The following is a 23,019-nucleotide window of genomic DNA, read 5'->3' as shown; positions in this document are numbered from 1 at the left end:
CCATGCGCGCCGCCCCGGCCGCCAGCCGCGCCGCCCCCGGCATCGTGCCGCCCCCGCAGATGCTGACCACACCGCGCGCATATTTGTGACTATCCACCGTCTGGCCCGGCACCTGCCACAGTCCCGGCGCATTGCGCCATGTGCGCACCGGCACCACGTCCCATACCGTGTCGGGCATGCCGATATCGGCAACCACCAGCCGCCCCAGCCTTTCACGCCCCGGCAACAGCAGATGCCCCGGCTTGGCCCGTACAAAGGTCACGGTCATTTCCGCCGACGGCGCATAGCCCAGCACGCAGCCCGTCGCACCATCGATGCCGCTGGGCATGTCCACCGCCACCACCCGACGCGCCGCCGCCAGCACGGCTGCCAGGTCCGGTTCGATCGCGCGGCTGAGCCCGGCACCAAATACCGCGTCGATCACAAGGTCGGCCCGCGCGGCCTCCTCCACCGTAAAGGCCACCCGTGGCCCCTGCCATTCAGCCGCCGCCGCAGCAGCGTCGCCACCTGCCCGAGGGGGCGCCAGAGCCGCCACGGCAACCGGCCAGCCGGCCTGCGCGAGACGCCGCGCCGCGACATATCCGTCCCCACCGTTATTGCCCGGACCGCAGAGCACCAGCACCCGGCACGGCGCGACATGGCGCATCACGGCGCGCGCCACGGCCCGGCCCGCATGCTCCATCAGATCGCGCACCGGCACGGTTCGACTACCCGCCCTGTCGATCAAGGCCATCTCCGCCGGGTCCGGCAACAGCAGCGCGGTCGCGGGCGGGCATTCGCTCTTGGATTGGGGCTGGCCCATCGGGCACTGTCCTCCGGTCAGGGGCGGGTTGTCGGGGGCATCCGCGCACCGCCGCCTTGCGCGCCGGGGCGGAATTGGCGATCAAGCATACCATCGACGCCCGCGCCCCGTCACGCGGGCCATCCACTCACCCCGCCCGGGAGTTGACATGACCTCCTCAATCCTCTGGAGCCTCGTGCTCGCGATCCATCTACTCGGCATGACCGCCTGGGTCGGCGGCATGATCTATGCCGTGTTCGTCCTGCGTCCCAGCCTGGGGCTGCTGGACGCCACCCAGCGCGCGTCGGTCCACCTGCAAACGCTCACCCGCTTCTTTCGCGTCGTCTGGCACACGATGCCCGCCGTCCTGATCACCGGCTGGCTGATGATCCTGCACGAGGGCGGTTTCGCCGCCATCCCGTGGCAGGTCAACGCGATGCAGCTCCTGGGCCTGATCATGGCAGCCCTATTCGCCCGCATTTATTTCGGCCCGTTCCAGAAGGCCCGCCGCGCCATCCGCCCCCAACCCGCCCTGTTCGACTCCATCCGCTCGCTGGTGACGATCAATATCGGCCTCGGCGTCCTCACGATCCTCTCCGCCGCCATGGCCCGCGGCCTGTAGGCTGGCGCGGCTGTACCGCTCCTGGCGATCCGGCGCGCGGTTTCGCCGCTTTCGGTGCAGCCGCTCCAGCCCGTGTCCGCACTACAGAACCGGCAGCGGCGCCGCCCCCATGGTGGTAATGCGGCCGGCACTGAGAATCGACGCCGAGTTGATCAGCGACAGGTGCGAGAACGCCTGCGGGAAATTTCCCACCTGCCGCCCGGTGATCGCGTCATATTCCTCAGCCAGAAGGCCAAGGTCGCTGCACAACGCCAGCAACCGGTTGAACAGGGCGTGGGCCTCCTCCATCCGCCCCTGGGCGACATAGGCATTCACCAGCCAGAACGAGCAGGCAATGAATGCCCCCTCGTCCCCGGCTACGCCTTCGATGACATGATCGGGCAGATAGCGGCGGACAAATCCATGCTCGTCCAGCAATTCGCGCTCGATCGCCGCAACCGTGCCGCTGACGCGCGGATCATCGGCGGGCAGAAAGCCGACGACCGGGATCAGCAGCAACCCCGCATCCAGCCCGGTGCCGCCGAAATACTGGACAAAGCTGTTCTTGTCCGCATTGAACCCCTCGCGGCAGACCGTGTCGTGAATATCCTGCCGCAGGGCCTTCCACTCCTCCAGCGGCGCCTCGAGCCCATATTTCTCGACATCCCGGATCGCCCGGTCGAACGCCAGCCAGCATGAGATCTTGGATACGGTAAACTGGCGCCGCCCCCCGCGGACTTCCCACATCCCTTCGTCCGGCTCCTTCCAGATCGTCGCCAGATGCTGCAACAGCCCGACCTGCAACCGCCAGCCATCGGTGATCGCGCAAAGGCGCGTCTGGCGGGCGACATGCAGGGCCGCGATCGCCTCGCCATAGACATCGAGCTGCAACTGACCGGCCGCCGCATTGCCGACCCTAACCGGCTTCGATCCCTCGTAACCGGCCAGCCAGCCGGCCTCCCATTCGTTCAGCAGCCGCTCGCCGGCGATGCCATACATGATCTGGACCTGGTCGGGACTGCCTGCGACGGCCGCCTGTAACCAGTCACGCCACGCCATCGCCTCTTCAAAATACCCACCGGCCATGATCGCGATCAGCGTCAGCGAGGCATCACGCAACCAGCAATAGCGATAATCCCAGTTCCGCCCGCCCCCCAGTTCCTCGGGCAGCGAGGTCGTCGGCGCCGCCACGATCCCCCCCGTCGGCTGGTAGATCAGCGCCTTGAGCGTCAGCAGCGAGCGCCGCACGATCGAGGCATGCTCGCCCTGATAGGTGCAGCGCCCGATCCAGTCCGACCAGAATTGTTCCGTCCGATGCAGCGCGGCCTGCGCGTCGATGGGCTGGGACAGCGCACCGTGCGAATCCATATAGGTCAGCACGAAAGGCACCTGATCACCTTCCGACACGATAAACCGCGACACGGTATGGCGATCCTCGCCATGCAGGGCCACCGGGCAGCGCAGCACGCAACGCGAGGGGCCGGCAATGGCACTGATGCCCATATTGTCCGGCAGGCGCGTCACCCACGGCACAGACAGCCCGTAATCAAAACGCAGCACCAGCCAGTTGAGGATCGGCACCGCCCCGCGCCGGCCTTCGACAATCCGGATCAGGGTCGGTTCGGCGGCACCGACGGCCATGAAATCCAGGACCGCGACCACGCCGGTATGCGTCTCGAACACCGTTTCCAGCACCATGCCGTGATTGCGGTACGACCGCGTCACCGTAACGGGCGTCCCCCCACGCTCTTCGTCCGGCGCCAGTTGCCAGTGCCCGTTCTCCCCGTCTCCCAGCAGGGCGGCGAAACAGGCCGGACTGTCGAATCGCGGCCAGCAGAGCCAGTCGATCGACCCGTTCCGCCCGACCAGCGCGCAACTGCGTCCATCGCCGATCAGGCCATAATCCTCGATTTTCAACGGCGTGACTGTGACCACGAATCCTCCAGAGACAAAACGCCAGAGACATGACACGCAAGGACCTGCGACACCCCGGACAGACTCCGCTCGCTTCCGTGCTCGGTGCTTGATTTTCGTCGCATTTACCGATACGGACAGTCACGCGGAATCGGAGGATTCGCCTTCATTTTCGCAAGGCCCTGCTTCGTCGCAGGAAAACAGGCCGAAATGCCTGCCGGACCACATCGTGGCGGAATGGACGGGACCACACCACTGACACGTTCGAGAGAATTTTGAGCGCCAAGACGAATGCCTCCGCTTCGGCCGAACCTGACGCCGCAGCCCATCCCGTCTCCATTGTCCCACCTGACACGGACGCCGGCTCCCCCGGTGGCGCGCTGTCCGCTTCCGGTACCGTGGACACACCCGACGAGCCGGCCGAAGCCGCCGCACAGCCGCTCTTTTCCGATCTTGGCCTGTCCGAGCCGATCCAGCGTGCCATCGACGAAGCCGGCTACATCCACCCCACGCCGATTCAGGCCCAGGCCATCCCGTATGTGCTGATGGGTCGCGACGTGCTGGGCGTGGCCCAGACCGGCACCGGCAAGACAGCCGGCTTCACCCTGCCGATGCTCGAAATCCTGTCGGGCTCCCGGGCACGGGCTCGTATGCCGCGCTCGCTGATCCTGGAGCCGACGCGCGAACTGGCGCTCCAGGTGGCCGAGAACTTCGCCAAATACGGCAAATATCTCAAACTGAACCACGCGCTGCTGATCGGCGGCGAGAGTATGGCCGAGCAGAAGGACGTGCTGAATCGCGGCGTCGACGTGCTGATCGCGACTCCGGGCCGGCTGATCGACCTGTTCGAGCGCGGCGGCCTGCTGCTGACCCAGACCCGCCTGCTGGTGATCGACGAAGCCGACCGCATGCTCGATATGGGCTTCATCCCCGATATCGAGAAGATCGTCGGCATGTTGTCGCCCCTGCGGCAGACGCTGTTCTTCTCCGCCACCATGGCGCCGGAAATCCGGCGCCTGGCGGACATGTTCCTGCAAAATCCCAAGGAAATCACCGTCAGCCGCCCATCCTCCGTCGCCACGACCATCGAGGCCGGACTGGTGGTGGTCGACGAGGACGACAAGCGGCGCGTGCTGCGCCAGATGCTGCGCGACGACGCGGTGCAAAACGCCATCATCTTCTGCAATCGCAAGCGCGATGTCGACGTGCTGTGCAAATCGCTGGTCAAGCACGGTTTCTCGGCCGGCGCGCTGCATGGCGACCTGCCGCAGTCGGTCCGGTTCTCCACGCTTGAGCGCTTCAAGGCCGGCGACCTCAAATTCCTGGTCTGCTCCGACGTCGCAGCGCGCGGCATCGATATCGGCGGCCTGTCGCACGTCTTCAATTTCGACCTGCCGTTCCATGCCGAAGATTATGTGCACCGGATCGGCCGCACCGGCCGCGCCGGCCGCACCGGCCACGCCTACAGCCTGGCCTCGCCGCATGACCGGGGCCTGGCCGAAGCGATCGAAAAGCTGATCGGCCACCCGATTCCGCGTCTGGCGGTCGAAGGCGTGACCCAGCTCGACTGGTCCGAGGAAGCGCGTCCCCGTGGGGGCAAGGGCCGCGGACGCGGCCGGGAGAAGGACGACCGTCGCGGCCCCAAACCCGCCCGCTCGGCCGCTACTCCCGCCACACCGGCCGAGGCCAGCCCCGCGCCCGAGACCGCCGCCGCGCCGCCGCCAGCGCGCAAGCCCGCGCCGCCACGCCATCATCGGGAGCGCGAACTCGAAGACGCCACCGTGCAGGCAAACGGCAATCCGGTCACAGGCTTCGGCACGGAGGTCCCCGCCTTCATGCTGCTGCCCCGCCGGCAGTTCACGATCACGCCCTCGGCTGACGACGAGAGCACCCATACAGCCGACGAACCGGCCTGAGCGCCCCGACCGCATGTGCGCGCGGGCAGCGATCCAGCGCGCACATGCAATGTATCGGCGCCCAAGCCGATCAAGGCGGCTCCGATACGTAAAACACCCATGCCGGAGCGGCCACGATCGCTCCCGCTCACCAGCCCATATGCCAGTCAGGCTCTGAGTTCCGGGCGTCCTGGCCGACGCAGACCGGCCGGGACGATCTGGATATAAGACCCTGATGAACACCGAAATCGAAATCAGCGCACTCGGAGCGGACGGCGACGGTCTGGCCCGCATGCCGAACGGCGACCCCCTGTTCGTTCCCGGCGCCCTGCCGGGCGAACATGTCCGTGTCGAACCGTTCGATGCCCGTTCGGCCCACCTGCTGTCGGTCCTGCGCCGCAGCCCGGACCGGGTAGAACCGCCCTGCTCCTTGTTCGGGCAATGCGGCGGCTGTGTCATCCAGCATCTGTCCCTCCCCGCCGCGCTGGCATGGAAGAGCGAAACGGTCGTCCATGCCCTGGAGCGCGCCGGCTTTGCCGAGCCCCTCGTCACCGCGCGATTCCAGAGCCCGCCCGCATCCCGGCGGCGCGTCGATCTGGCGATCCGCCGCCGGCCGGGCGGCGTGGCAATCGGCCTGCACGCACGGCGCGGGGACGTGGTCGATCTGACGACCTGCCCGATTCTCGCCCCCGCGCTGTTCGCCCTCCTCCCCGCGTTGCGCGAGGTCACCCGCTCGCTGGGCGCATTGCGGCAGAACGGCGACGTGCTGATCAACCTCCTCGACTCGGGGCCGGACCTGCTCCTGGCAACCGACGGTCCCCTGGAGCCAAGCGATCGCGCCAAACTGGCGGAATTCGCGCGCAGCCAGCGCATCCCCCGCATTGCCTGGCGCCGCACCGGCAGCACCGACACACCGGAGACCGCCGCCCAGACCGGACCGGTGCATCACCTGTTCTCGGGTATCTCCGTCGCCCCCCCTTCCGGGGCCTTCCTCCAACCCAGTCGCGAGGGCGAAGCCGCGATCATTGCAGCGGTCCTGGCCGCGCTGCCGCGCAAACTGGCGCGCCGCGACGCGATCATCGAACTGTATGCCGGCTGCGGAACCCTCTCTTTTGCACTCAGCGAGAAGGCCAGGGTCCTGGCGTTCGAAGGCCATCCCGACGCGGTCGCCGCCATGCGCCGCGCGACCAGCGGCACCCGCGTCGTCGCCGAACAGCGCGACCTGAACCGCCAGCCGATCATGGCCCGCCAGATCGCCGAAGCCAGCGCCATCGTCCTCGATCCCCCCTATATGGGTGCCGGCGCCCAGATGGCGCAGATCATCGACGGAAAGCCGGCCCGGATCATCTATGTCAGTTGCAACCCGCAGGCCCTGACCCGCGACACCGCCGGGCTGAAGGCGGCGGGATACCGGCTGGACGGCGTAACGGTCATCGACCAGTTCCTGTGGTCGACCGAAGTCGAAGCCGTCTGCGTCTTCAGCGCCCCGCCCGCCCCACGCCGCCGCCCGCGATAAACCGCACGGGGCCCGATCGTTCCAGGCCGCTCCGGAAACGCGAATCGCCCATCCAAAAAAAAATCAGGCCCGGATCGCCTCAACCTGAAGCGATCCGGACCTGATGTGAATATCCCCATGCGAACCGGCCGGGCTCTGCCCGGCCGGTCTTGCGTTACCAGATCTTCACGCGGTCCTGGGGCTTGAGATAAAGCTTCTGCCCGGCCTCGACGGCCCATGCAGCGTACCAGGCGTCGATATTGTGCATCGGGATATTGACGCGCGCGACCGGCGGCGAATGCGGATCGACCACGATTTCCTGCCGAACGGCATCGTCACGCACCTTCTCGCGCCAGACCTGCGCCCAGCCGAGAAACACCCGCTGGTCGCCGGTCAACCCGTCGATCACCGGGGCCGGCTTGCCGTGCAACGAGGCATGATAGGCATCGAGCGCCAGCGTCAGCCCGCCCAGATCGGCGATGTTCTCGCCCATCGTCAGCTTGCCGTTCACATGCACGCCCGGCAGCACCTCGAACGCATCGTACTGCGCGCCCAACCGATCCGCGAGCTTCTGGAACCGCACGGCATCCGCCTTGGTCCACCAGTCGCGCAGCCGCCCATGCTCGTCGAACTTGCGGCCTTCATCATCGAAGGAGTGGGTCATCTCATGCCCGATCACACCGCCGATCGCGCCATAATTGATCGCCGCATCCGCCTTCGGGTTGAAGAAGGGCGGCTGGAGAATGGCGGCGGGGAACACGATCTCGTCGAAGACCGGCATATTGTAGGCATTCACCGTCTGCGGCGTCATGTCCCACTCATCGCGATCGACCGGCTTGCCCAGATGGCCCAGCCAGTACTGCCATTCAAAGGCGACCGCCCGCGTGGCATTGCCATACACGTCGCCCTTGTGGACCTCCAGCGTGCCATAGTCGCGCCACTTGGTGGGGTAGCCGATCTGGATGGTGAAATTGTCCAGCTTGCGCAGCGCGGCGGCGCGGGTGGCCGGCCCCATCCAGCTATTATGTTCCAGACGGACATGGAACGCGGTCTTCAGCGCATCCGTCAGATGCCCCATCTCCACCTTGCTTTCCGGCGGGAAATAACGCGCGACATAGACGCGGCCGATCGCCCACCCCATCGCGGAACTCGTCGCCCCCACCGCACGCTTCCAGCGCACCGGCAGTTGCGGCTGGCCGGACAGGGTCTTGCCATTGAAGGCAAACCACGCATCGACGAACGGCTTCGACAGGTCGGGGGCCGCATTGTCCGCCAGATGGAACGCAAGCCAGGCCCGCAGGGTCGCGATATCCGTCGCGCCGAGGATCTTCGCCTCCCCCGCGATCGCGCTCGGCTCGCCCGCGATCAGGACGCGCTGCGCAAGGCCCGCCTCGGGGATGCCCGCCGCCTTCAGCCATGTCGGCCAGTCGAAGCCGGGCGCGTCCTTCTGAAGTTGCTGCACGGTGCGCGGGTTGTAGCTTTTCTCCGGATCGCGCATCTCGTCGCGCGCCCAGTGCACTTTCGCAATCGCCGTCTCGAGGGCGACGATATCGGAGGCGGCCTGCTTCGCGTCGGGCCAGCCGATCAGGCCGAGCATCTGCTCGACATAGGCCAGATACGCGGTCTTCTTCGCGGCGAAAGACGGCTTGGAATAATAATCGCGATCCGGCATGCCCAGGCCCGCCTGGTCCAGATCGAGCGCGTACCGCGTCGGGTCCTTGGCATCGGGCTGGATCATGAGCGAGAACGGCGAGGACTGGAATGTCTCCTGCGCCTTCGCCGCAAGGGCGGCGAAGGATGCGGCGTCATGCACGGCGCGGATCGCCGCCAGGTCGGCCGCCAGCGGCTTGGCGCCCAGCGCCTCGACGGCCGCCTCATCCATGAACGAGGCATAGAACGTGCCGAGCTTGCCTTCGATCGTCGTGGGATTCGCCTCGGGCTGGGACGATACGTCCTTCAGGATCGCCTGCACCCGCGTGCGCGACAGTTCCGCAAGTTCGTTGAACGGCCCCCAGCTTGTCCGATCCGGCGGAATGACCAGATGATCGACATAGGTGCCGTTGGCATAATCGAAGAAATTATCGCCCGGCTTTACCGAAAGATTGCGGCCGGGCAGGTCGAAGCCCCACGACCCCTGCGCCATCGCGGGCACGCTCGGCGTCGCGGGCGCCGTCATGGTCGCGGCGGCCTGCGCTTGCGTCCCCGCCAGCACGCCGGCAAGGCAGGCCGTGCCCAGCAGCATCATGGTCCTGACACGGCGCTTCGCGGCACCGTGAAGTTTCGTCCGGATCAAATCATATTCTCCCCGGCGCGCAATCGCGCGCCGATTACGTGTTGTGGTCGTCCAGGCCCTGCATGACATGGATGTCCGCGCTCGGAAATTCGCCTGGACCATGATCCGGCCCGGACAGTCGACAATGCCGTCGAAAGAGCATGAGGCCGAACCCGCATCAAGATGTTACCGCTTCATATCGGCCACATAATGCTTGAAAAATGCTGGGGCGATGATTGCGTTTAAAGTAAAATATTATTAATCTCCAGAACGACAACAGGTATTCGAGGTAACATTTCAGGCATAATGCCGCATCGCTATGGAATCAGTCGCCGGCGGCAGCATACGTACCATCGCAAGTAATGATATCAATCGTCATGCCGACCGATATCCGATGGACAGTTACAGGATCGTCGTCACACAACGCCGGGTAAAGGATACAGGAATGCGCTTGAGGTTCTTGGCCGCTCTGCCCGCCTGGCTGTTCGTTGCCTCACCCGCATCGGCTGAAGATATCGCCATTCGCGGTGCGTTTCATCATGTCGTGCTGTCGAATCTAGGCCGCATGACGGATACGATGAACGCCATTGGCCTGAAAGACGGCCACCCGACGGGTCTGCACCTGCACGTCCGGGCGCTGCTGGAGCCCGGCGACCATCAACCCGAAGACGCCCATATTTTTCTCGATGCGAAACAGGGCCATGTCTCCCTGTTTCCCAGAGGCGACAATGAAATCGTCCTCCCGACCGACCCCGCCTTGCAGGCGGAAAACCCGAATGTCGTGGCAGCCCTGTCCAAAGGCCAGGAGATCCGGTTTCAGGCGACGGTCAGCATGGACCCGCCACCGGCGCCCCGTTTCACGGGCAACGACGCCAGAGCATGGTTATCGCGGCTCGATCACCAAATAAGCCGCAAGGCCGGCCTCCTCATGTCAGCCTTTCTACCGGACGCGAAGACGGTCACCATCACCCTGCCGCCCCAATCCGAACTATCCGTGACCGAAGCCGGCAAGACATTCAGCCTCGTGCAGAACAATGGCGACAAACCCTATGATTTCTCTTTCCAGCCCCGCGTTTATCCGGCCGAGGCCGTGTTCGTCAGCACAAAGCCGATCACTGCTATGACAATGATTTTTCCAGTCCCGTTCACCCCCTGGAAGCGGACAGACTAAGCGCCTGCCACCAGAGCTTTTAAAACCGCCTCTGAAAAACGGAATCCGTCGCCTGGCGTCTCCGACGCGGCGCGCCCATGGTCACAGTCACACCAGCGGCATGAACGCCCCCACGCCGTCCGACGTTATCACGAGTCCCGATGCTCCAGACCGCGCCTGAAAAAAGGACGCGACAAGGACGGCCTCTCATGATCATCGTGCATCATCTCGAAAATTCCCGCTCGCAACGTGTGCTCTGGCTGCTCGAAGAACTCGGCGTGCCCTACGAGATACGATTCTACAAACGCGATCCCCGAACGATGCAAGCGCCGCCGGAACTCCGGAAAATCCACCCGCTGGGCAAGTCGCCGATCATCACGGAAGGCCACGTCACACTCGCGGAAAGCGGAGCCATCATCGAATATCTTCTCGATGAACATGATAAAGGCCACCTGCGCCCTCCTGCCGGAACCCCGGAATATCGCAGTTTCATCTACTGGCTGCACTACGCGGAAGGATCGGCCATGCCGCCGCTGGTAATGAAGCTGATCTTCGGGATGCTGCCATCCCGCGTGCCATTCCTGCTCCGCCCCTTCGCCTCCCTCATCGCGAAGGGGGTGCAGACCCAGCTTCTGGACCCGGAAATCAAGCGTCACACGGCCTTCTGGGAAGAATCGCTGACGCAGACCGGCTGGTTTGCCGGAGATTCGTTCAGCGCGGCGGATATCCAGATGAGTTTTCCACTGGAGGCCGCATCCGCCCGAACGGGAGCGGTGCGGCATCTTCCCCATGTCGGGGCGTTTCTGCGTCGTATCCACGCAAGGCCGGCCTGGAGGCGGGCACTGGAACGAGGCGGTCCTTATGCCTACGCGGCGACATAAGACGGACCTGACGTGACCGGGGGAAGAATCATCCTGCTCCCCTCCCCTCCCACATCCTCATGACGGGCCGAGAAGTTTCCTCACTGCCGGTTCGACCGCGATCATCAGCCCCGCGGGCGGCAGGCTCGCGGGGCCACCTGATGAACCGGAGACATCGGCGGAACTGTTGATGGCCGCATCTTCCTGGTCGAAAATCTCCTTCTCCGCGGCAGAGAGCGTCGGCTTGCCATCGAGCGCCCTCAACCCAACCTGGGCGATCACCGCGAGATGGCGGGAGGTCACCCGCGCCTCGGACAGACCACGGACATACGCCACCGGGGCAAACGCCGCATCATTGTCGCGCCACGCCACAAGCTGCCGCCGGAGTGCCGGCACCACCGTGCGGTCGCCCGACACATAGCGCGTCACCAGCATCGAGAACCGCAGCGTCGGCACCGGATCGGGCGACGCCACTTCCCCGATTTCATCCAGCCTCCTGCCATGGCGTCCCACATAACGGTTCATGTTGTAATTACGCAGCGGCACCGTCGCACTGGCCAGCACCATGACCGGATCGACCGCGCCGGGCGAGAGCCGCGCCGCCATGCGCCACCTGTTCGCCTCCGCCTGTAATCCCGTGATCTGAAGCCCGGCATTCACCACCGCAAGGCGGCGATACATGTCATCGACATCCCGCACCTCGGCAGGCGACCAGAACCGTTCGGCAATCGCGGCGGCACGCGGCCAGATCCGCGCATCGAGCATCTCGTCGGTCACGAGTTCCGCCCACAGCGGGGCCTCGCCCCCAAGGACGAAGGCTTTCTGCTCCCCGGTCAGCGGCGGGGGGGCCGGCTCCTTGAGGAACGCATTCACCAGATCGGGGCGCATCCCCTTCTTCAGCAATCTGTCAGCCTGCTCTCGGGTCACGCCGTTCGCAGCCAGATCGTACGGGTCGACCAGATAATGCTGCCCGGCCGGCTGAAGCAGATCGAGATAATATCCGGCAGAAACGATAACCGGATGATGACCCCCGGTCGCGGACGCGATGAATTTCGAACTCCGCCAGACATCGACCACCACGTCGGATGGAATGGCGGCCTCGCTGACCTCATCCCACCCGACCATGACCTTCCCCTGCGCGGCCAGGATCTTCTGCACCTGGACGGTAAACCCCGCCTGCAAGGCCTGCGGCGTGGTGTCGCCATGCGCCTTCATCCAGGCCACGATCTTCGGATTCTTCATCCATTCGTCCGGCTCGACCTCGTCGCCACCGGCATGAAAATAGGCATCCGGAAACAGCCGCCCCATCTCACCGTAGAGCCGGCGCACAAGACGCAGCGTCTCCGGCAGGGTGGGATCAAGCGCGGCCGTGTTCTTGTTCTTCGGCTCCGGATCGACCGGACGGGTGGCCGCCAGTTCCGGATGGGCCAGCAGCACGGCCAGGGCATGGCCGGGCAGATCGAATTCCGGCACGATCCGAATACCCCGATCCGCCGCATAAGCCACCAGATCGCGGATCTGCGCCTGGGTATAATATTGGCCGTGCGATCCCTTCGCGGTCAGTTCGGGCAGCACATGGCTCTCCACCCGAAAGCCGGTGCCGTCGCTGAGATGCAGGTGCAGAACGTTGAGTTTCAGCATCTCCATCGCGTCGATCTGGCGCCTGATGGTCTCGACCGTCACGAAATGGCGCGACGTATCGATCATGATCCCGCGCCAGACGAAACGGGGATGATCCGCAATGGTCACAAAACCGATCTTCGGGCCGTTTTCATCCCGCACAATCAGTTGCGCGAGGGTCGCCAGACCATGGAGCACCCCATCAGGACCACCGGCCGTCAGCGTCACGCCGTCGGGGCCGACCACCAGCCGGTAATCCTCCTTCGCCCGCGTGCTCAGCCAGCCCGCATCCAGCCCGGCATCGATCCGGAGCGCAACCGGCCCCGCCGTGGCGCCGGCCGGGCGAGCCGCCACAGGCAACACCCGCCCCGCGAGCGCATCGGCACGGCGCAGAAAGCGCCCGGCCGCCGCGCGCAGCATCGCAGAAGGCGGACGCCCCCACGCCACGGCAAACCCCTCGGACAGGGGAAGCGCACCATTGGAGAAGGTCACCGAAGACGGAAGCGGCATCAGCGCGGGAGCCACGGACTGCGCCACCACCGGCTGTTCGCCCGAGGGCGCCGCCCACGCCGGAACGACCATCATCGCAGCCAGCAGCGAAGACCCGACCAGGGCCGCGCGCGCGGTCGAAAACGCCATGCTCATCCTCTCTTGGAACGCTCCGCGGATTCCGCCACGACACGACCCGCCCAAGGCATATCGCATCGCCCGGATTCCCACGCCATCAATGTCTTACCGGCTGAGCGCCTGAATCGCGAGCAGTTCCGCATCATGACGCATCTGCCATTCGATCGCGTCGCGCAGCTTCAACGCGGACGCCGCTGCCGGATCGAGAAGGACGAGGCAATCGGGGTGACATTGCAGGGCAGATCCCGGCACCGAGGCGCTGACCGGCCCCTCGATGGCCCGTGCGGCGATCCCGGCCTTCCGGGCACCGGTCACGACCATCAGCGCCTTGCGCGCCTCCAGGATCGTACCCGTTCCCATCGTGATGGCCCGCGTCGGCACGCGGGCCGGATCACCGTCGAACAGTCCCGCATTCTGCATTAGCGTCGCCCGTGCCAGGGTAACGACGCGGGTACGGCTGGCAAGCGAGGACAACGGCTCGTTGAAGCCGATATGTCCGTTCTCTCCCAGACCGAGAAGCTGCAAATCAATCCCGCCCGCCCCGGCAATCCGCGCTTCATAGGCCCGGGCTTCCGCATCGGCATCCCGCGCCGCGCCATCGGGAACATGGGTTCGCGCACTGTCGAGATTGACGTGCCCGAACAGATGCGCGCGCATGTAATGGCGGTAAGACTGGGCCTGTTCACCCGACAGGCCGACATATTCATCGAGATTGAAGGTGGTCACCGCACCAAAATCGATGCCATCCGCGCCGGCGATTCCGACCAGCCGGCGGTAGATGCTCTCCATCGTCCGCCCCGTCGCCAGTCCAAGGACGGAATCCGGCTTGCCGCGCACCTGTCCGGCCAGCAGCCGCGCCGCCAGTTCGGCAACGCGACCGGAATCGGAACAGATGAGAACCTTCATGCTCTTTCGCTCCTTCCCACCGCCATCGGCGGCTCGCCCATCCACTCAGGGAAAGAGCACGTCTCACGGCCTGTACAATCCGGATTCAGACCGTATGACGCCAGCCCATCGACGCCAACCCGCTGACGACAGCTCACTGACGGCAGCCCATCGCCCGGAGACGCCGCATTCAGACGTGGAAGCTTTCGCCGCAGCCGCAGCGGCCCTTCTCGTTCGGATTATTGAAGGTAAAGCCGGATTCAAGTTGCTTGACCTCATAATCCATCGTCGTGCCGATCAGGAACAGCGTCGCCTTGCGGTCGACCAGAACGGTCACGCCCTTGTCGGTCACCACTTCGTCCCCCGGCCCGGCCGCCTCGACGAAACTCATGTCGTAGGCATGGCCCGAACAACCCTTGGTCGAGATCGCGATCCGCAACAACTGCCCGGCATGGGCCGTGGCGTACAACGCCCGCAGCCGATCGGCCGCCCGGTCGGACAGCGCCATCAGGGGCGGCAGAGCCCGCCTGGAAGGGGTGGGCGATGCGGTCGTCGCATTGCTGGAAACAGTCATTGGCAATCTCCCGATCCCGGCGGGCATGGCACCCCGCCGCGACGTGTCAGAACATGTTCAGGCTGAGGCGGGCATCGTCGCTCATGCGCGACATGTCCCACGGCGGGTCCCAGACGATCTCGACCGTCGCATCGGTCACGCCGGGGACGGTACGAACCGCTTCCTGCACCTGGGCCGGCAGTTCCTGCGCACTCGGACAATTGGGCGCCGTCAGCGTCATTTCAACACGCACCGTGCCGTCACGATGCAGGTCGATGGCGTAGATCAGACCCAGTTCATAGATATTCACCGGAATTTCCGGATCGAAGACGGTGGCGATCGCTGCGATCACCGCCTCCTCGTCAGGCACCGCAACGGCCGCTTCCGCGGCCGGCTGGCCATCAGGCGTCCAGCCTGCCACCGAGGGGCTGTCGCCGGCCGGCGGCGGATCGAACGAGAAGCCATGCCCCTCCGCCCCGTTCCCGGTCTCTTCCATCGCGGCCATCCTGTCGGTCTCAACCATCATTCCCGCCTCATCCGTCCTTCGAGTCTTCCGCCGGGGTCCCGGTCAACGCCGCTTCCAGCGCCGACCACGCCAACGTCGCGCAGCGGATGCGCGACCGATGCTGCCGCAAGGGCGCGAAAACCATCAGTTCCGGACGAACCCCGCCATCCTGCCCTGTCTGCAACAGGGCGGCGAACGTCCGTCCCATCGTCACGGCCCCGCCCTGGTCCTGCCCCACCGCCAGTTCGGCCATCATGTCGGCCGAAGCCAGGCAGATCGCACATCCCCTGGCCTGATGGCGCACGGTCCCGATCCGCCCGTCTCCATCGAACCATATCCCGATGCGCACCCGGTCGCCGCACATCGGGTTCGTTCCTTCGCCCCGCCCGGTCGCCCCGTCCAGCGGGCCGGCATGAACGGGCGCACGCGCCCGTTCGATCACCTGCCGCTGGTAGAGCCCGTCCCGATCCATCGTGCCCGTCTCAGACGAAAAAGCCGCGGATCTGCGTCAGCGTCGATACCAGGGCATCCACCTCCTCGCGCGTCGTGTACAGTGCGAAACTGGCGCGCGCGGTGGCGGAGAGCCCCAGGCGCCGCATCAGCGGCTCGGCGCAATGATGGCCCGCCCGCACCGCAATCCCGTTGCGATCCAGCAGGGTGGCGATGTCGTGCGGATGCACATCATCCATCGTAAACGAAATCACACCCCCGCGCTCGGCAGGTGCCCCCACCACATGCAGGCCCGGCACCTCGGCCAGACGCGGCAACGCATATGCGACCAGCGCCGCCTCATGCGCCGCGATGGCCTCATACCCGATGGCCTCAATGTAGCTGATCGCCGCCCCCAGCCCGATCGTCTCGATGATCGCAGGCGTGCCGGCCTCGAATTTATGCGGCAGGCCGGCCCAGGTGGAGTGCTCGAAGGTCACGGTGGAGATCATGTCCCCGCCACCCATGAAAGGCGGCATGGCATCCAGCAACTCCCGCCGCCCCCACAACACGCCGATCCCGGTCGGGCCATACAGCTTGTGGCCGGTAAAAGTATAGAAATCGGCATCGATCGCCTGCACATCGACCCGGCGATGCACGACGAACTGACTGCCGTCGAACAGCACGCGCGCCCCTGCCGCATGGGCGATATCGGCAATCCGCCGCGCCGGCGTCACGGTCCCCAGCACGTTCGACATGTGGGTCACGGCCACCAGCGCCACCTTGCCGTCCGCCAGCAGACGCTCCAGCGCATCCAGTTCGAGGTCGCCGTCATCGGTGATCGGCGCCACGCGCAGTTCAATGCCCGTCCGGTCCCGCAGCATCTGCCACGGCACCAGATTGGCATGGTGCTCCATCTCCGAAATCACCACCGCCTGCCCAGGCCGCATCAGGCTGCCGAAGGAGTAGGCAACCAGATTGATCGCCTCGGTGCTGTTGCGGGTAAAGATCACCTCTTCCCGCGCCGGAGCCCCGATCAGCCCGGCCACCTGGCCACGCACCGCCTCATAGGCATCGGTGGTACGCTCGCTCATCCAGTGCAGGCCGCGATGGATGTTGGCGTATTGCGTGCGCATGGCGTCGCCCATCGCATCGATCACCTGGACGGGCTTCTGCGCGGAGGCCGCGCTGTCCAGAAAGACCAGCGGCCGACCATGCACCGTCTCGCCCAGGATCGGGAAATCGGCACGCCGGTCGCGCAGCGAATCGATGGCGTCGAGCATTACCACAGGCGGGACATCCATAATCATGCGTCCTTTCGGTTCCACCAGGTCTCGACCGCGCGGTCCAGCACCGCCCGCAAGGCCGCGTCGCCCATCAGTTCCATCGCGTCGTGCAGAAACGCCTTGACCAGAATCGCCCGGGCCTCATCGCCCGCCACCCCCCGGCTGCGCAGGTAGAAAAGCTGCTCCGCATCCAGCGCCCCCACGGTCGCACCGTGGCTGCACCGCACGTCGTCGGCATAGATTTCCAGTTCCGGCTTGGCGTCGATCTCGGCGGTATCCGACAGCAGCAGAGCCTGATTCATCTGGTAGCCATCGGTCTTCTGCGCAACACGCTCGACCAGGATCTTGCCCTGAAAGACGCCCCGCGCATGGCCCGCCAGCACGTTCTTCACCGTCTGGCGCGAATTGCACGCCGGCGCGGCATGGGTAATCACGCTGGTCAGGTCGGCCACCTGCCGCCCGTCCAGCAACTGCGCGCCATTGACATGCACGATGCCACCCTCGGCCGTCAGCCTGGCATGCACTTCGTGCCGCGCCAGCGCCGCCCCCAGCGTCAGGGTGAAACTGTCATAGGACGCGTCACCCGCGACCTCGGCATGAACCACCGCCAGATGCCGGGCAACCGGGTCCTCGGTCTGCAACTTGGCATGGATCAGATGCCCGCCTTCCGCAACCGCGACATCCAGCACCGGATTGTTCAGATAATCGCCACGCCCGACCGACAGATCGAGCACCGACAGGCGCGCCCCCGCCCCCAGCACGATCCGGTGCCGGGGATGAACCGACAGCGCGACACCATCCGGCGCCACCACGACCGACAGCAGCGCCATCCGCCCGGCATCCACACCGGGCGCCACCGTCAGCGTCAGCCCGTCTTCCGCCAGCAGGGCATTCAGCGCACTGGCCACATCGTCATGCGGCGCCAGATCCACGTCCGCCGCGAAACGCGCCACCGACACCCCGTCCGGCAGCCGCGACAGGCCGGGCGCGAAACGCCCGTTCACCATCACCGCGCGCGGCAGGCCGGCATCCAGCGCATAAGCCCGCTCGGCCTCGGCCAGCAAGGCGTCGACCGCCGCCGCATCGGCCTGCACCGGCGCGCCGGCAAACGCGATATCCGCCAGCGTCCGCAGCGACGTGTATTTCCACGCCTCGACCCCCGCGCGCGGCAGGCCCGCCTTGCGCAGCAGGTCGGCCGCCTGGGCGCGCGTGGCGTTCCCCTCCCCGCCGGCATAGCGGTTCAGGAACGCAGCGGCGCTGACGCCGACGGGAGCGATCGCGTTCACGCGGCCTCCGCCAGGAAACGGGCATAGCCCTGGGCCTCAAGCTGCTTCGCCAGTTCCGGCCCGCCACTATGGATGATGCGCCCGCGCGCCATCACATGGATGCGGTCCGGCACGATGTAATCCAGCAGCCGCTGATGATGGGTAATGACCAGCGCCGAGAAATCCGGCGCCCGCAGCGAATTCACACCCTCGGCCACGATCCGCAGCGCATCGATATCCAGCCCGCTGTCCGTCTCGTCCAGAATGGCGAAGGACGGGTTCAGCATGCGCATCTGGAGCACTTCGTTGCGCTTCTTCTCGCCACCCGAAAAGCCGACATTCACATTGCGCTTCAGCATGTCGTCGGACATCGACAGATGCTTCGTCTCCTGCCGCACCGCCTTCAGAAAGGCCACCGCGTCCAGTTCTTCCTGCCCGCGCGCACGGCGCACCGCATTCACAGCGGTACGCAGGAAGTTCGCGTTATTGACGCCCGGCAATTCGACAGGCGCCTGAAAGGCCAGGAACAGCCCCAGCGCCGCGCGCTCTTCCGGCTCCAGCGCCAGCAGGTCCTGGCCCTTGAAGGTCGCGCTGCCCGCCGTCACCTCGTAATCCTCGCGCCCCGCCAGAACGTAGGAGAGCGTGGATTTCCCCGACCCGTTCGGCCCCATGATCGCATGGACCTCACCGGCCGGGATCTCCAGATCGACGCCGCGCAGGATTTCCTTGTCCGCGCCGTTATCCGAAATCTTGGCGCACAGGCCGGCAATCCGCAAAAACTCGTTGCTCACGTCACTCATCTCCGTTCAGCCGACGCTGCCTTCAAGGCTGATCTGCAGCAATTTCTGGGCCTCGACCGCGAATTCCATCGGCAGTTCCTTCAGCACGTCCTTGCAGAAGCCGTTCACGATCAGGCCCACCGCATCTTCCTCGGACAGGCCGCGCTGGCGGCAATAGAACAGCTGGTCTTCCGAAATCTTCGAAGTCGTCGCCTCATGTTCGATCTTGGCCGACAGGTTGCGGCTTTCGATATAGGGCACGGTATGCGCCCCGCACTGGTCGCCGATCAGCAGGCTGTCGCACTGGGTGAAATTCCGCGCCCCGGCGGCCTTGGGCATCATCCGCACCAGCCCGCGATAGGTGCTGTCGGAATGCCCGGCACTGATGGTCTTGGCGATGATCGTCGAGCGCGTATTGCGCCCCAGATGGATCATCTTGGTCCCGGTATCGGCCTGCTGATGATTATTGGTCACCGCGACCGAATAGAACTCACCCACCGCGCCGTCGCCCTGAAGGATGCAGGAGGGATATTTCCAGGTAATGGCCGATCCGGTCTCGACCTGCGTCCACGAGATCTTGGACCGGTCGCCCCGGCACGCGCCGCGCTTGGTCACGAAATTATAGATCCCGCCGCGCCCCTGCTCGTCGCCCGGATACCAGTTCTGGACCGTCGAATATTTGATCGACGAATCTTCCATCGCCACCAGTTCGACCACCGCCGCGTGCAACTGGTTCTCGTCGCGCATCGGCGCCGTGCAGCCCTCCAGGTACGAGACCGACGCCCCGTCCTCGACCACGATCAGCGTCCGCTCGAACTGCCCGGTATTGCGCGCATTGATGCGGAAATAGGTCGAAAGCTCCATCGGGCAACGCACGCCCTTGGGCACATACACGAACGACCCGTCGGTAAAGACCGCCGAATTCAGCGCCGCATAGAAATTGTCCGCCACCGGCACCACGCTGCCCAGATAGCGGCGCACCAGTTCGGGGTGCTCGCGCACCGCCTCGGAAATCGGGCAGAAAATCACGCCGGCCTTGGCCAGCGTTTCACGGAAAGTGGTCACCACCGACACGCTGTCGAACACCGCATCCACCGCCACCGGCGGCCGCGCGGTCTCCCCCTCGGGCAGTTCCACCCCGGCCAGCATCGCCTGTTCGTGCAGCGGGATACCCAGCTTTTCGTAGGTGCGCAGCAGTTCAGGATCGACCTCTTCCAGCGATTTCGGCCCCGGCTTCTTCTTCGGCGCGGCATAATAATGCGCGTCCTGGAAATCGATCGGCGGATGGCTGACCTTGGCCCAGGTCGGCTCGGTCATGGCCTGCCAGGCCTGGAAGGCTTTCAGCCGCCATTCCAGCAGCCATTCCGGCTCCTGCTTGCGCTGCGAGATCAAACGGATCGTGTCTTCGGTCAGGCCCTTGGGGGCCATGTCCATCTCGATCTCGGTCTCGAAGCCCCATTTGTAAGTGGATTGGCCCAGAGTCTCGACCGCATCGCGGGTTTCGGCAATCGCTGGCATGTCTTCCTGCTCCCTCAGACTGCGACGGCCGGGCCGGCAGCGGATATGTCATGGGCCGCGCAACCGGCCCCCGGTCCCCGCGCGGCCTGCCCGCGGGTCTGCATGTCGGCCAGCGTGATCGAGGACAACGCCCCCCGGATCGCGTCATTGACCGCATCCCACTGCCCGCACAGGCCGCACAGGGTGCGCGCATCGCACTCCCCGCCATCGACGCATGCCGTCAGCGAGATCGGCCCATCCACGGCGGTGATGACCCGCGCCACCGAAATTTCATGCAGCGGCCGCGCGAGACGGTATCCCCCACGCGCGCCGCGCAGGGAAATCACCAGTTCGTCGGCCGCCAGAATCTTCAGCACCTTGGCCACCGTCGGTTCGGGAATCCCCGTGGCGTGCGACAGCGAAGGCGAGGTCATCATCTCGTCCTGCTGCGCCAGGCGCACCAGGGCCACGACGGCATAGTCGGTCAGCTTCGAGAGTCTCAGCACCCGCACCCCCCTTTTCGTCCCTGGATTCCGGCCCGCCCCATAGCGGACCAATTCAGTACTGATTTACGATCCAGATGATACCCAACGGCGCCATCGTCAAGTGCAAACCGCGCACGGCGGACCTTCATGTCCGCCTGACGCGGCCGATCATCCCGCCTGCGCCCCGAAAATCAGATGCAGCGCCAGCGACAGCACGGCCCCGGCAAGGAAGCCGACCAGCGTGCCGTTCAGCCGCACGAACTGCAAATCCCGGCCCACCCGCAATTCCAGCCGCGAAACCAGCATGTCGGTATCCCAGGCCGCCACGACCCCGGCAATGAAGCGCGACAGCCGCTCGCGTACGAAAGGCAGGCTGCCCAGGATCATGCGGCGCGCCCACCCGACCACACGCTCGCGCAACGCCTGGTCGGTACGCATCTGCTCGGCCAGACGCAGCAACGTGTCCCGCACGATCGACGCCGTCCAGCCATCCGAACGGGTCATGTCGGCCTCGATCATCAGCCGCATCCGGCGCCAGACATCGCTCCCCCAGTCGCGGATGCTGTCATGGGTCATCACGCCGGCAATCGCGCCCGTGATCTCCCGGCGCCGCTCGGGGTCGGTCTCGATCCGGTCGATCTCCCCGCGCACCCAGGTGGTGAAGCCCTCGCGCAGGTCCGAATTCTGCGGATCGACCCGATCCAGTTCCTGATTGACCGCGATCAGCACCTTGGTCGCGATCGAGCCGCCGATGGCCCAGCCCAGAATCCGCCCCCCCTGCTCGCGCACGCGGTCCTCGATCATCGCACGCAGCGATTCTTCCTTGGCCTTCAGCCCGTCCTTCAGCCGCGCCAGCAGAAACGACAGCACTTCCTGATGCCGATCGCCTTCCACCAGCGCCCGCAGGGTCCGCGCCACCACGGGCGCCACATCCTCACCTCCCAGAATCAGCGGCAGCATCCGCGTCACGGCCGACCCCGCCCGCCCATCTTCCAGCCGCGCCATCACGGCGGGCGCGGCGCCGGCCAGCGTACGGCATACGGTCTGCGCGGTCGCCGGGTCATCCAGCAGGCCGGCCACGATTCCGGGCAGGTCGATCCGCTCCAGCGCAGCCGCCACATCGGCCTCGGTAAAGACGTGGGTCGCCACGAAGCGGCCCAGCGCCTCGCCCAGACGCGCCTTCTGCGCGGGCAGGATGGCGGTATGGGGAATCGGCAACCCCATGGGCCGCCGGAACAGGGCCGTCACGGCGAACCAGTCGGCCAGACCGCCCACCACGCCGGCCTTCGCGCCCGACCGCAACACATCGAGCCACAGGGCATTGGCCACCAGGCCGGTCGCCGGCGCGGCACAGGTCGCCACGGTCAGCACCCCCATGCCGGCCAGAAGGCCGCCCGCCGCGAGGCGATATCGGCGCAATGTCCGCCAGGCGGCCCGATCCGCATCGGACATGGCGTTTTCCGCATCGGGGCTCGTCTTCATCCCCTGCTCGATACCACTCCGCACGCACAGACCCAAGCGCCGCCCACGAAACCCGCTGCCCCCTCGCGGCACATCGACCGAAATTCGGCGTGATCGACACCGCCAGAGATTGCGATGGGAACGCGAACATGAAACCCTGCCGGAGCGTGACGCCACGGATGATTACAGAAAAGACAGGCCAGCAATGACCGACACCTCCATCAGCGACGCGGCGGAAATGCTGCTCGACCTCGCACGGCAATCGGTCACGGGAGCCGAGGACCTGTCCGCGGGCAATCCCATCATCACCCTGGCGCGCCGAATCGGCCGGCGGCTGACGGCCGGTACCCTCACGACCGACATGCTCGACGGCGTGGTGCGCCAACTGCGCGACGACGCCTTCCGCGCCCGGGCCGCCCGGCTGGGCCGCTATGTCGACGGCACCGACGATTCGCAGATCGCGGCCCGCCTGCGCGAGGTCGCGCGCACAGTCGCCACCGCACCGGGGCCGGAGGGCACGCCGCCCACCTTCGGCGCCTTCCGCAAAACCGTGGAACGCTGCCGCTTCGCGGCCGTCTTCACCGCCCACCCGACCTTCGCCCTGGCCAATCCGGTCTACGCGCTCCTGGCGACGATGGCATCGGCCGATCCCGCCACTC

Annotated in this window: 19 protein-coding genes and 1 pseudogene; 6 read left to right on the top strand and 14 right to left on the bottom strand. The window is 65.9% G+C overall.

Translation table 11 applies throughout. The features are described from left to right. The coding region (locus ABF821_RS12505) for an NAD(P)H-hydrate epimerase (protein WP_415530200.1) at positions 1 to 802 on the bottom strand (802 nt) is incomplete at its 3' end. Between the two features lie 148 nt (positions 803 to 950). On the opposite strand from ABF821_RS12505, the gene ABF821_RS12500 reads away from it, so the two are divergent. Continuing rightward, complete coding sequence (locus tag ABF821_RS12500; RefSeq protein WP_182973503.1) at positions 951 to 1,403, top strand: CopD family protein; 453 nt, start codon at positions 951 to 953, stop codon at positions 1,401 to 1,403. Positions 1,404 to 1,484: 81 nt separating this feature from the next. On the opposite strand, the gene ABF821_RS12495 is transcribed toward ABF821_RS12500, so the two are convergent. Beyond that, on the bottom strand, positions 1,485 to 3,317 hold the full coding sequence (locus ABF821_RS12495; RefSeq protein WP_415530199.1) for a glycoside hydrolase family 15 protein: 1,833 nt from the start codon (positions 3,315 to 3,317) through the stop codon (positions 1,485 to 1,487). Between the two features lie 254 nt (positions 3,318 to 3,571). Between ABF821_RS12495 and ABF821_RS12490 the strand changes: the two genes are divergently transcribed. Beyond that, positions 3,572 to 5,212 (top strand): DEAD/DEAH box helicase, encoded by a 1,641-nt coding sequence (locus ABF821_RS12490; protein WP_415530198.1) that lies wholly within the window; start codon positions 3,572 to 3,574, stop codon positions 5,210 to 5,212. A gap of 214 nt (positions 5,213 to 5,426) precedes the next feature. Then, entirely contained in the window at positions 5,427 to 6,707 is a 1,281-nt protein-coding gene (locus ABF821_RS12485; RefSeq protein ID WP_415530197.1) for a class I SAM-dependent RNA methyltransferase, read from the top strand. A 154-nt stretch (positions 6,708 to 6,861) separates the two neighbouring features. Here ABF821_RS12485 and ABF821_RS12480 read toward each other — a convergent pair whose 3' ends face one another. Beyond that, positions 6,862 to 8,931, bottom strand: coding sequence for a M13 family metallopeptidase (locus ABF821_RS12480; protein WP_375272254.1), 2,070 nt, complete (start codon positions 8,929 to 8,931; stop codon positions 6,862 to 6,864). A gap of 346 nt (positions 8,932 to 9,277) precedes the next feature. Between ABF821_RS12480 and ABF821_RS12475 the strand changes: the two genes are divergently transcribed. Further along, the gene (locus ABF821_RS12475) at positions 9,278 to 10,129 is read left to right on the top strand and encodes a hypothetical protein (RefSeq protein WP_415530196.1); all 852 of its coding nucleotides are present in this window, start codon (positions 9,278 to 9,280) and stop codon (positions 10,127 to 10,129) included. Positions 10,130 to 10,317: 188 nt separating this feature from the next. Then, entirely contained in the window at positions 10,318 to 10,989 is a 672-nt protein-coding gene (locus ABF821_RS12470) for a glutathione S-transferase (protein ID WP_415530195.1), read from the top strand. 57 nt (positions 10,990 to 11,046) lie between these two features. Here the strand turns inward: ABF821_RS12470 and ABF821_RS12465 are convergent, their stop codons facing one another. From ABF821_RS12465 to ABF821_RS12415, 11 genes are all read right to left on the bottom strand, one after another. Beyond that, a complete protein-coding gene (locus tag ABF821_RS12465; RefSeq protein ID WP_415530194.1) occupies positions 11,047 to 13,227 on the bottom strand; it encodes a beta-N-acetylhexosaminidase in 2,181 nt (726 codons plus the stop codon). A gap of 93 nt (positions 13,228 to 13,320) precedes the next feature. Continuing rightward, a complete protein-coding gene (nagB, locus tag ABF821_RS12460; protein WP_183009124.1) occupies positions 13,321 to 14,121 on the bottom strand; it encodes a glucosamine-6-phosphate deaminase in 801 nt (266 codons plus the stop codon). A 169-nt stretch (positions 14,122 to 14,290) separates the two neighbouring features. Beyond that, positions 14,291 to 14,674 carry a HesB/IscA family protein gene (locus ABF821_RS12455; protein WP_182973496.1) on the bottom strand — a complete coding sequence of 128 codons (384 nt, stop codon included), beginning with the start codon at positions 14,672 to 14,674 and terminating at the stop codon, positions 14,291 to 14,293. A 46-nt stretch (positions 14,675 to 14,720) separates the two neighbouring features. Beyond that, positions 14,721 to 15,149, bottom strand: a complete 429-nt coding sequence (locus tag ABF821_RS12450; protein WP_259654714.1) for an SUF system Fe-S cluster assembly protein — start codon at positions 15,147 to 15,149, stop codon at positions 14,721 to 14,723. A gap of 37 nt (positions 15,150 to 15,186) precedes the next feature. Beyond that, on the bottom strand, positions 15,187 to 15,630 hold the full coding sequence (gene sufU, locus ABF821_RS12445; RefSeq protein WP_415530193.1) for a Fe-S cluster assembly sulfur transfer protein SufU: 444 nt from the start codon (positions 15,628 to 15,630) through the stop codon (positions 15,187 to 15,189). A 10-nt stretch (positions 15,631 to 15,640) separates the two neighbouring features. Continuing rightward, positions 15,641 to 16,891, bottom strand: a complete 1,251-nt coding sequence (locus tag ABF821_RS12440) for a cysteine desulfurase (protein WP_183009121.1) — start codon at positions 16,889 to 16,891, stop codon at positions 15,641 to 15,643. A gap of 2 nt (positions 16,892 to 16,893) precedes the next feature. Continuing rightward, positions 16,894 to 18,159 carry a Fe-S cluster assembly protein SufD gene (gene sufD / locus ABF821_RS12435; RefSeq protein WP_415530192.1) on the bottom strand — a complete coding sequence of 422 codons (1,266 nt, stop codon included), beginning with the start codon at positions 18,157 to 18,159 and terminating at the stop codon, positions 16,894 to 16,896. Then, complete coding sequence (gene sufC, locus ABF821_RS12430; RefSeq protein ID WP_174787926.1) at positions 18,156 to 18,938, bottom strand: Fe-S cluster assembly ATPase SufC; 783 nt, start codon at positions 18,936 to 18,938, stop codon at positions 18,156 to 18,158. Before sufC ends, sufD begins: the two co-directional genes overlap by 4 nt. Positions 18,939 to 18,944: 6 nt before the next feature. Beyond that, on the bottom strand, positions 18,945 to 20,435 hold the full coding sequence (gene sufB / locus ABF821_RS12425) for a Fe-S cluster assembly protein SufB (RefSeq protein ID WP_182973491.1): 1,491 nt from the start codon (positions 20,433 to 20,435) through the stop codon (positions 18,945 to 18,947). 14 nt (positions 20,436 to 20,449) lie between these two features. Continuing rightward, positions 20,450 to 20,920 carry an SUF system Fe-S cluster assembly regulator gene (locus tag ABF821_RS12420; protein WP_182973490.1) on the bottom strand — a complete coding sequence of 157 codons (471 nt, stop codon included), beginning with the start codon at positions 20,918 to 20,920 and terminating at the stop codon, positions 20,450 to 20,452. A gap of 147 nt (positions 20,921 to 21,067) precedes the next feature. Next, complete coding sequence (locus ABF821_RS12415; protein ID WP_415530190.1) at positions 21,068 to 22,381, bottom strand: DUF445 domain-containing protein; 1,314 nt, start codon at positions 22,379 to 22,381, stop codon at positions 21,068 to 21,070. A gap of 184 nt (positions 22,382 to 22,565) precedes the next feature. Between ABF821_RS12415 and ABF821_RS12410 the strand changes: the two are divergent. Then, a pseudogene (locus tag ABF821_RS12410) lies at positions 22,566 to 23,019 on the top strand (phosphoenolpyruvate carboxylase); the annotation flags it as partial.

Source organism: Gluconacetobacter sp. (assembly GCF_047721585.1).
GTDB lineage: Bacteria > Pseudomonadota > Alphaproteobacteria > Acetobacterales > Acetobacteraceae > Gluconacetobacter > Gluconacetobacter dulcium.
The sequence above is the reverse complement of the archived record's forward strand: the minus strand, read 5'-3'. Positions and strand labels throughout refer to the sequence as shown.

Coding starts and splice junctions, on each gene's coding strand:
- ABF821_RS12500 (WP_182973503.1), top strand. CDS start 951: ATGACCTCCTCAATCCTCTGGAGCCTCGTGCTCGCGATCCATCTACTC.
- ABF821_RS12485 (WP_415530197.1), top strand. CDS start 5,427: ATGAACACCGAAATCGAAATCAGCGCACTCGGAGCGGACGGCGACGGT.
- ABF821_RS12480 (WP_375272254.1), bottom strand. CDS start 8,931: ATGATGCTGCTGGGCACGGCCTGCCTTGCCGGCGTGCTGGCGGGGACG.
- ABF821_RS12475 (WP_415530196.1), top strand. CDS start 9,278: ATGGAATCAGTCGCCGGCGGCAGCATACGTACCATCGCAAGTAATGAT.
- ABF821_RS12470 (WP_415530195.1), top strand. CDS start 10,318: ATGATCATCGTGCATCATCTCGAAAATTCCCGCTCGCAACGTGTGCTC.
- ABF821_RS12465 (WP_415530194.1), bottom strand. CDS start 13,227: ATGGCGTTTTCGACCGCGCGCGCGGCCCTGGTCGGGTCTTCGCTGCTG.
- nagB (WP_183009124.1), bottom strand. CDS start 14,121: ATGAAGGTTCTCATCTGTTCCGATTCCGGTCGCGTTGCCGAACTGGCG.
- ABF821_RS12455 (WP_182973496.1), bottom strand. CDS start 14,674: ATGACTGTTTCCAGCAATGCGACGACCGCATCGCCCACCCCTTCCAGG.
- ABF821_RS12450 (WP_259654714.1), bottom strand. CDS start 15,149: ATGGAAGAGACCGGGAACGGGGCGGAGGGGCATGGCTTCTCGTTCGAT.
- sufU (WP_415530193.1), bottom strand. CDS start 15,630: ATGGATCGGGACGGGCTCTACCAGCGGCAGGTGATCGAACGGGCGCGT.
- ABF821_RS12440 (WP_183009121.1), bottom strand. CDS start 16,891: ATGGATGTCCCGCCTGTGGTAATGCTCGACGCCATCGATTCGCTGCGC.
- sufC (WP_174787926.1), bottom strand. CDS start 18,938: ATGAGTGACGTGAGCAACGAGTTTTTGCGGATTGCCGGCCTGTGCGCC.
- sufB (WP_182973491.1), bottom strand. CDS start 20,435: ATGCCAGCGATTGCCGAAACCCGCGATGCGGTCGAGACTCTGGGCCAA.
- ABF821_RS12415 (WP_415530190.1), bottom strand. CDS start 22,381: ATGAAGACGAGCCCCGATGCGGAAAACGCCATGTCCGATGCGGATCGG.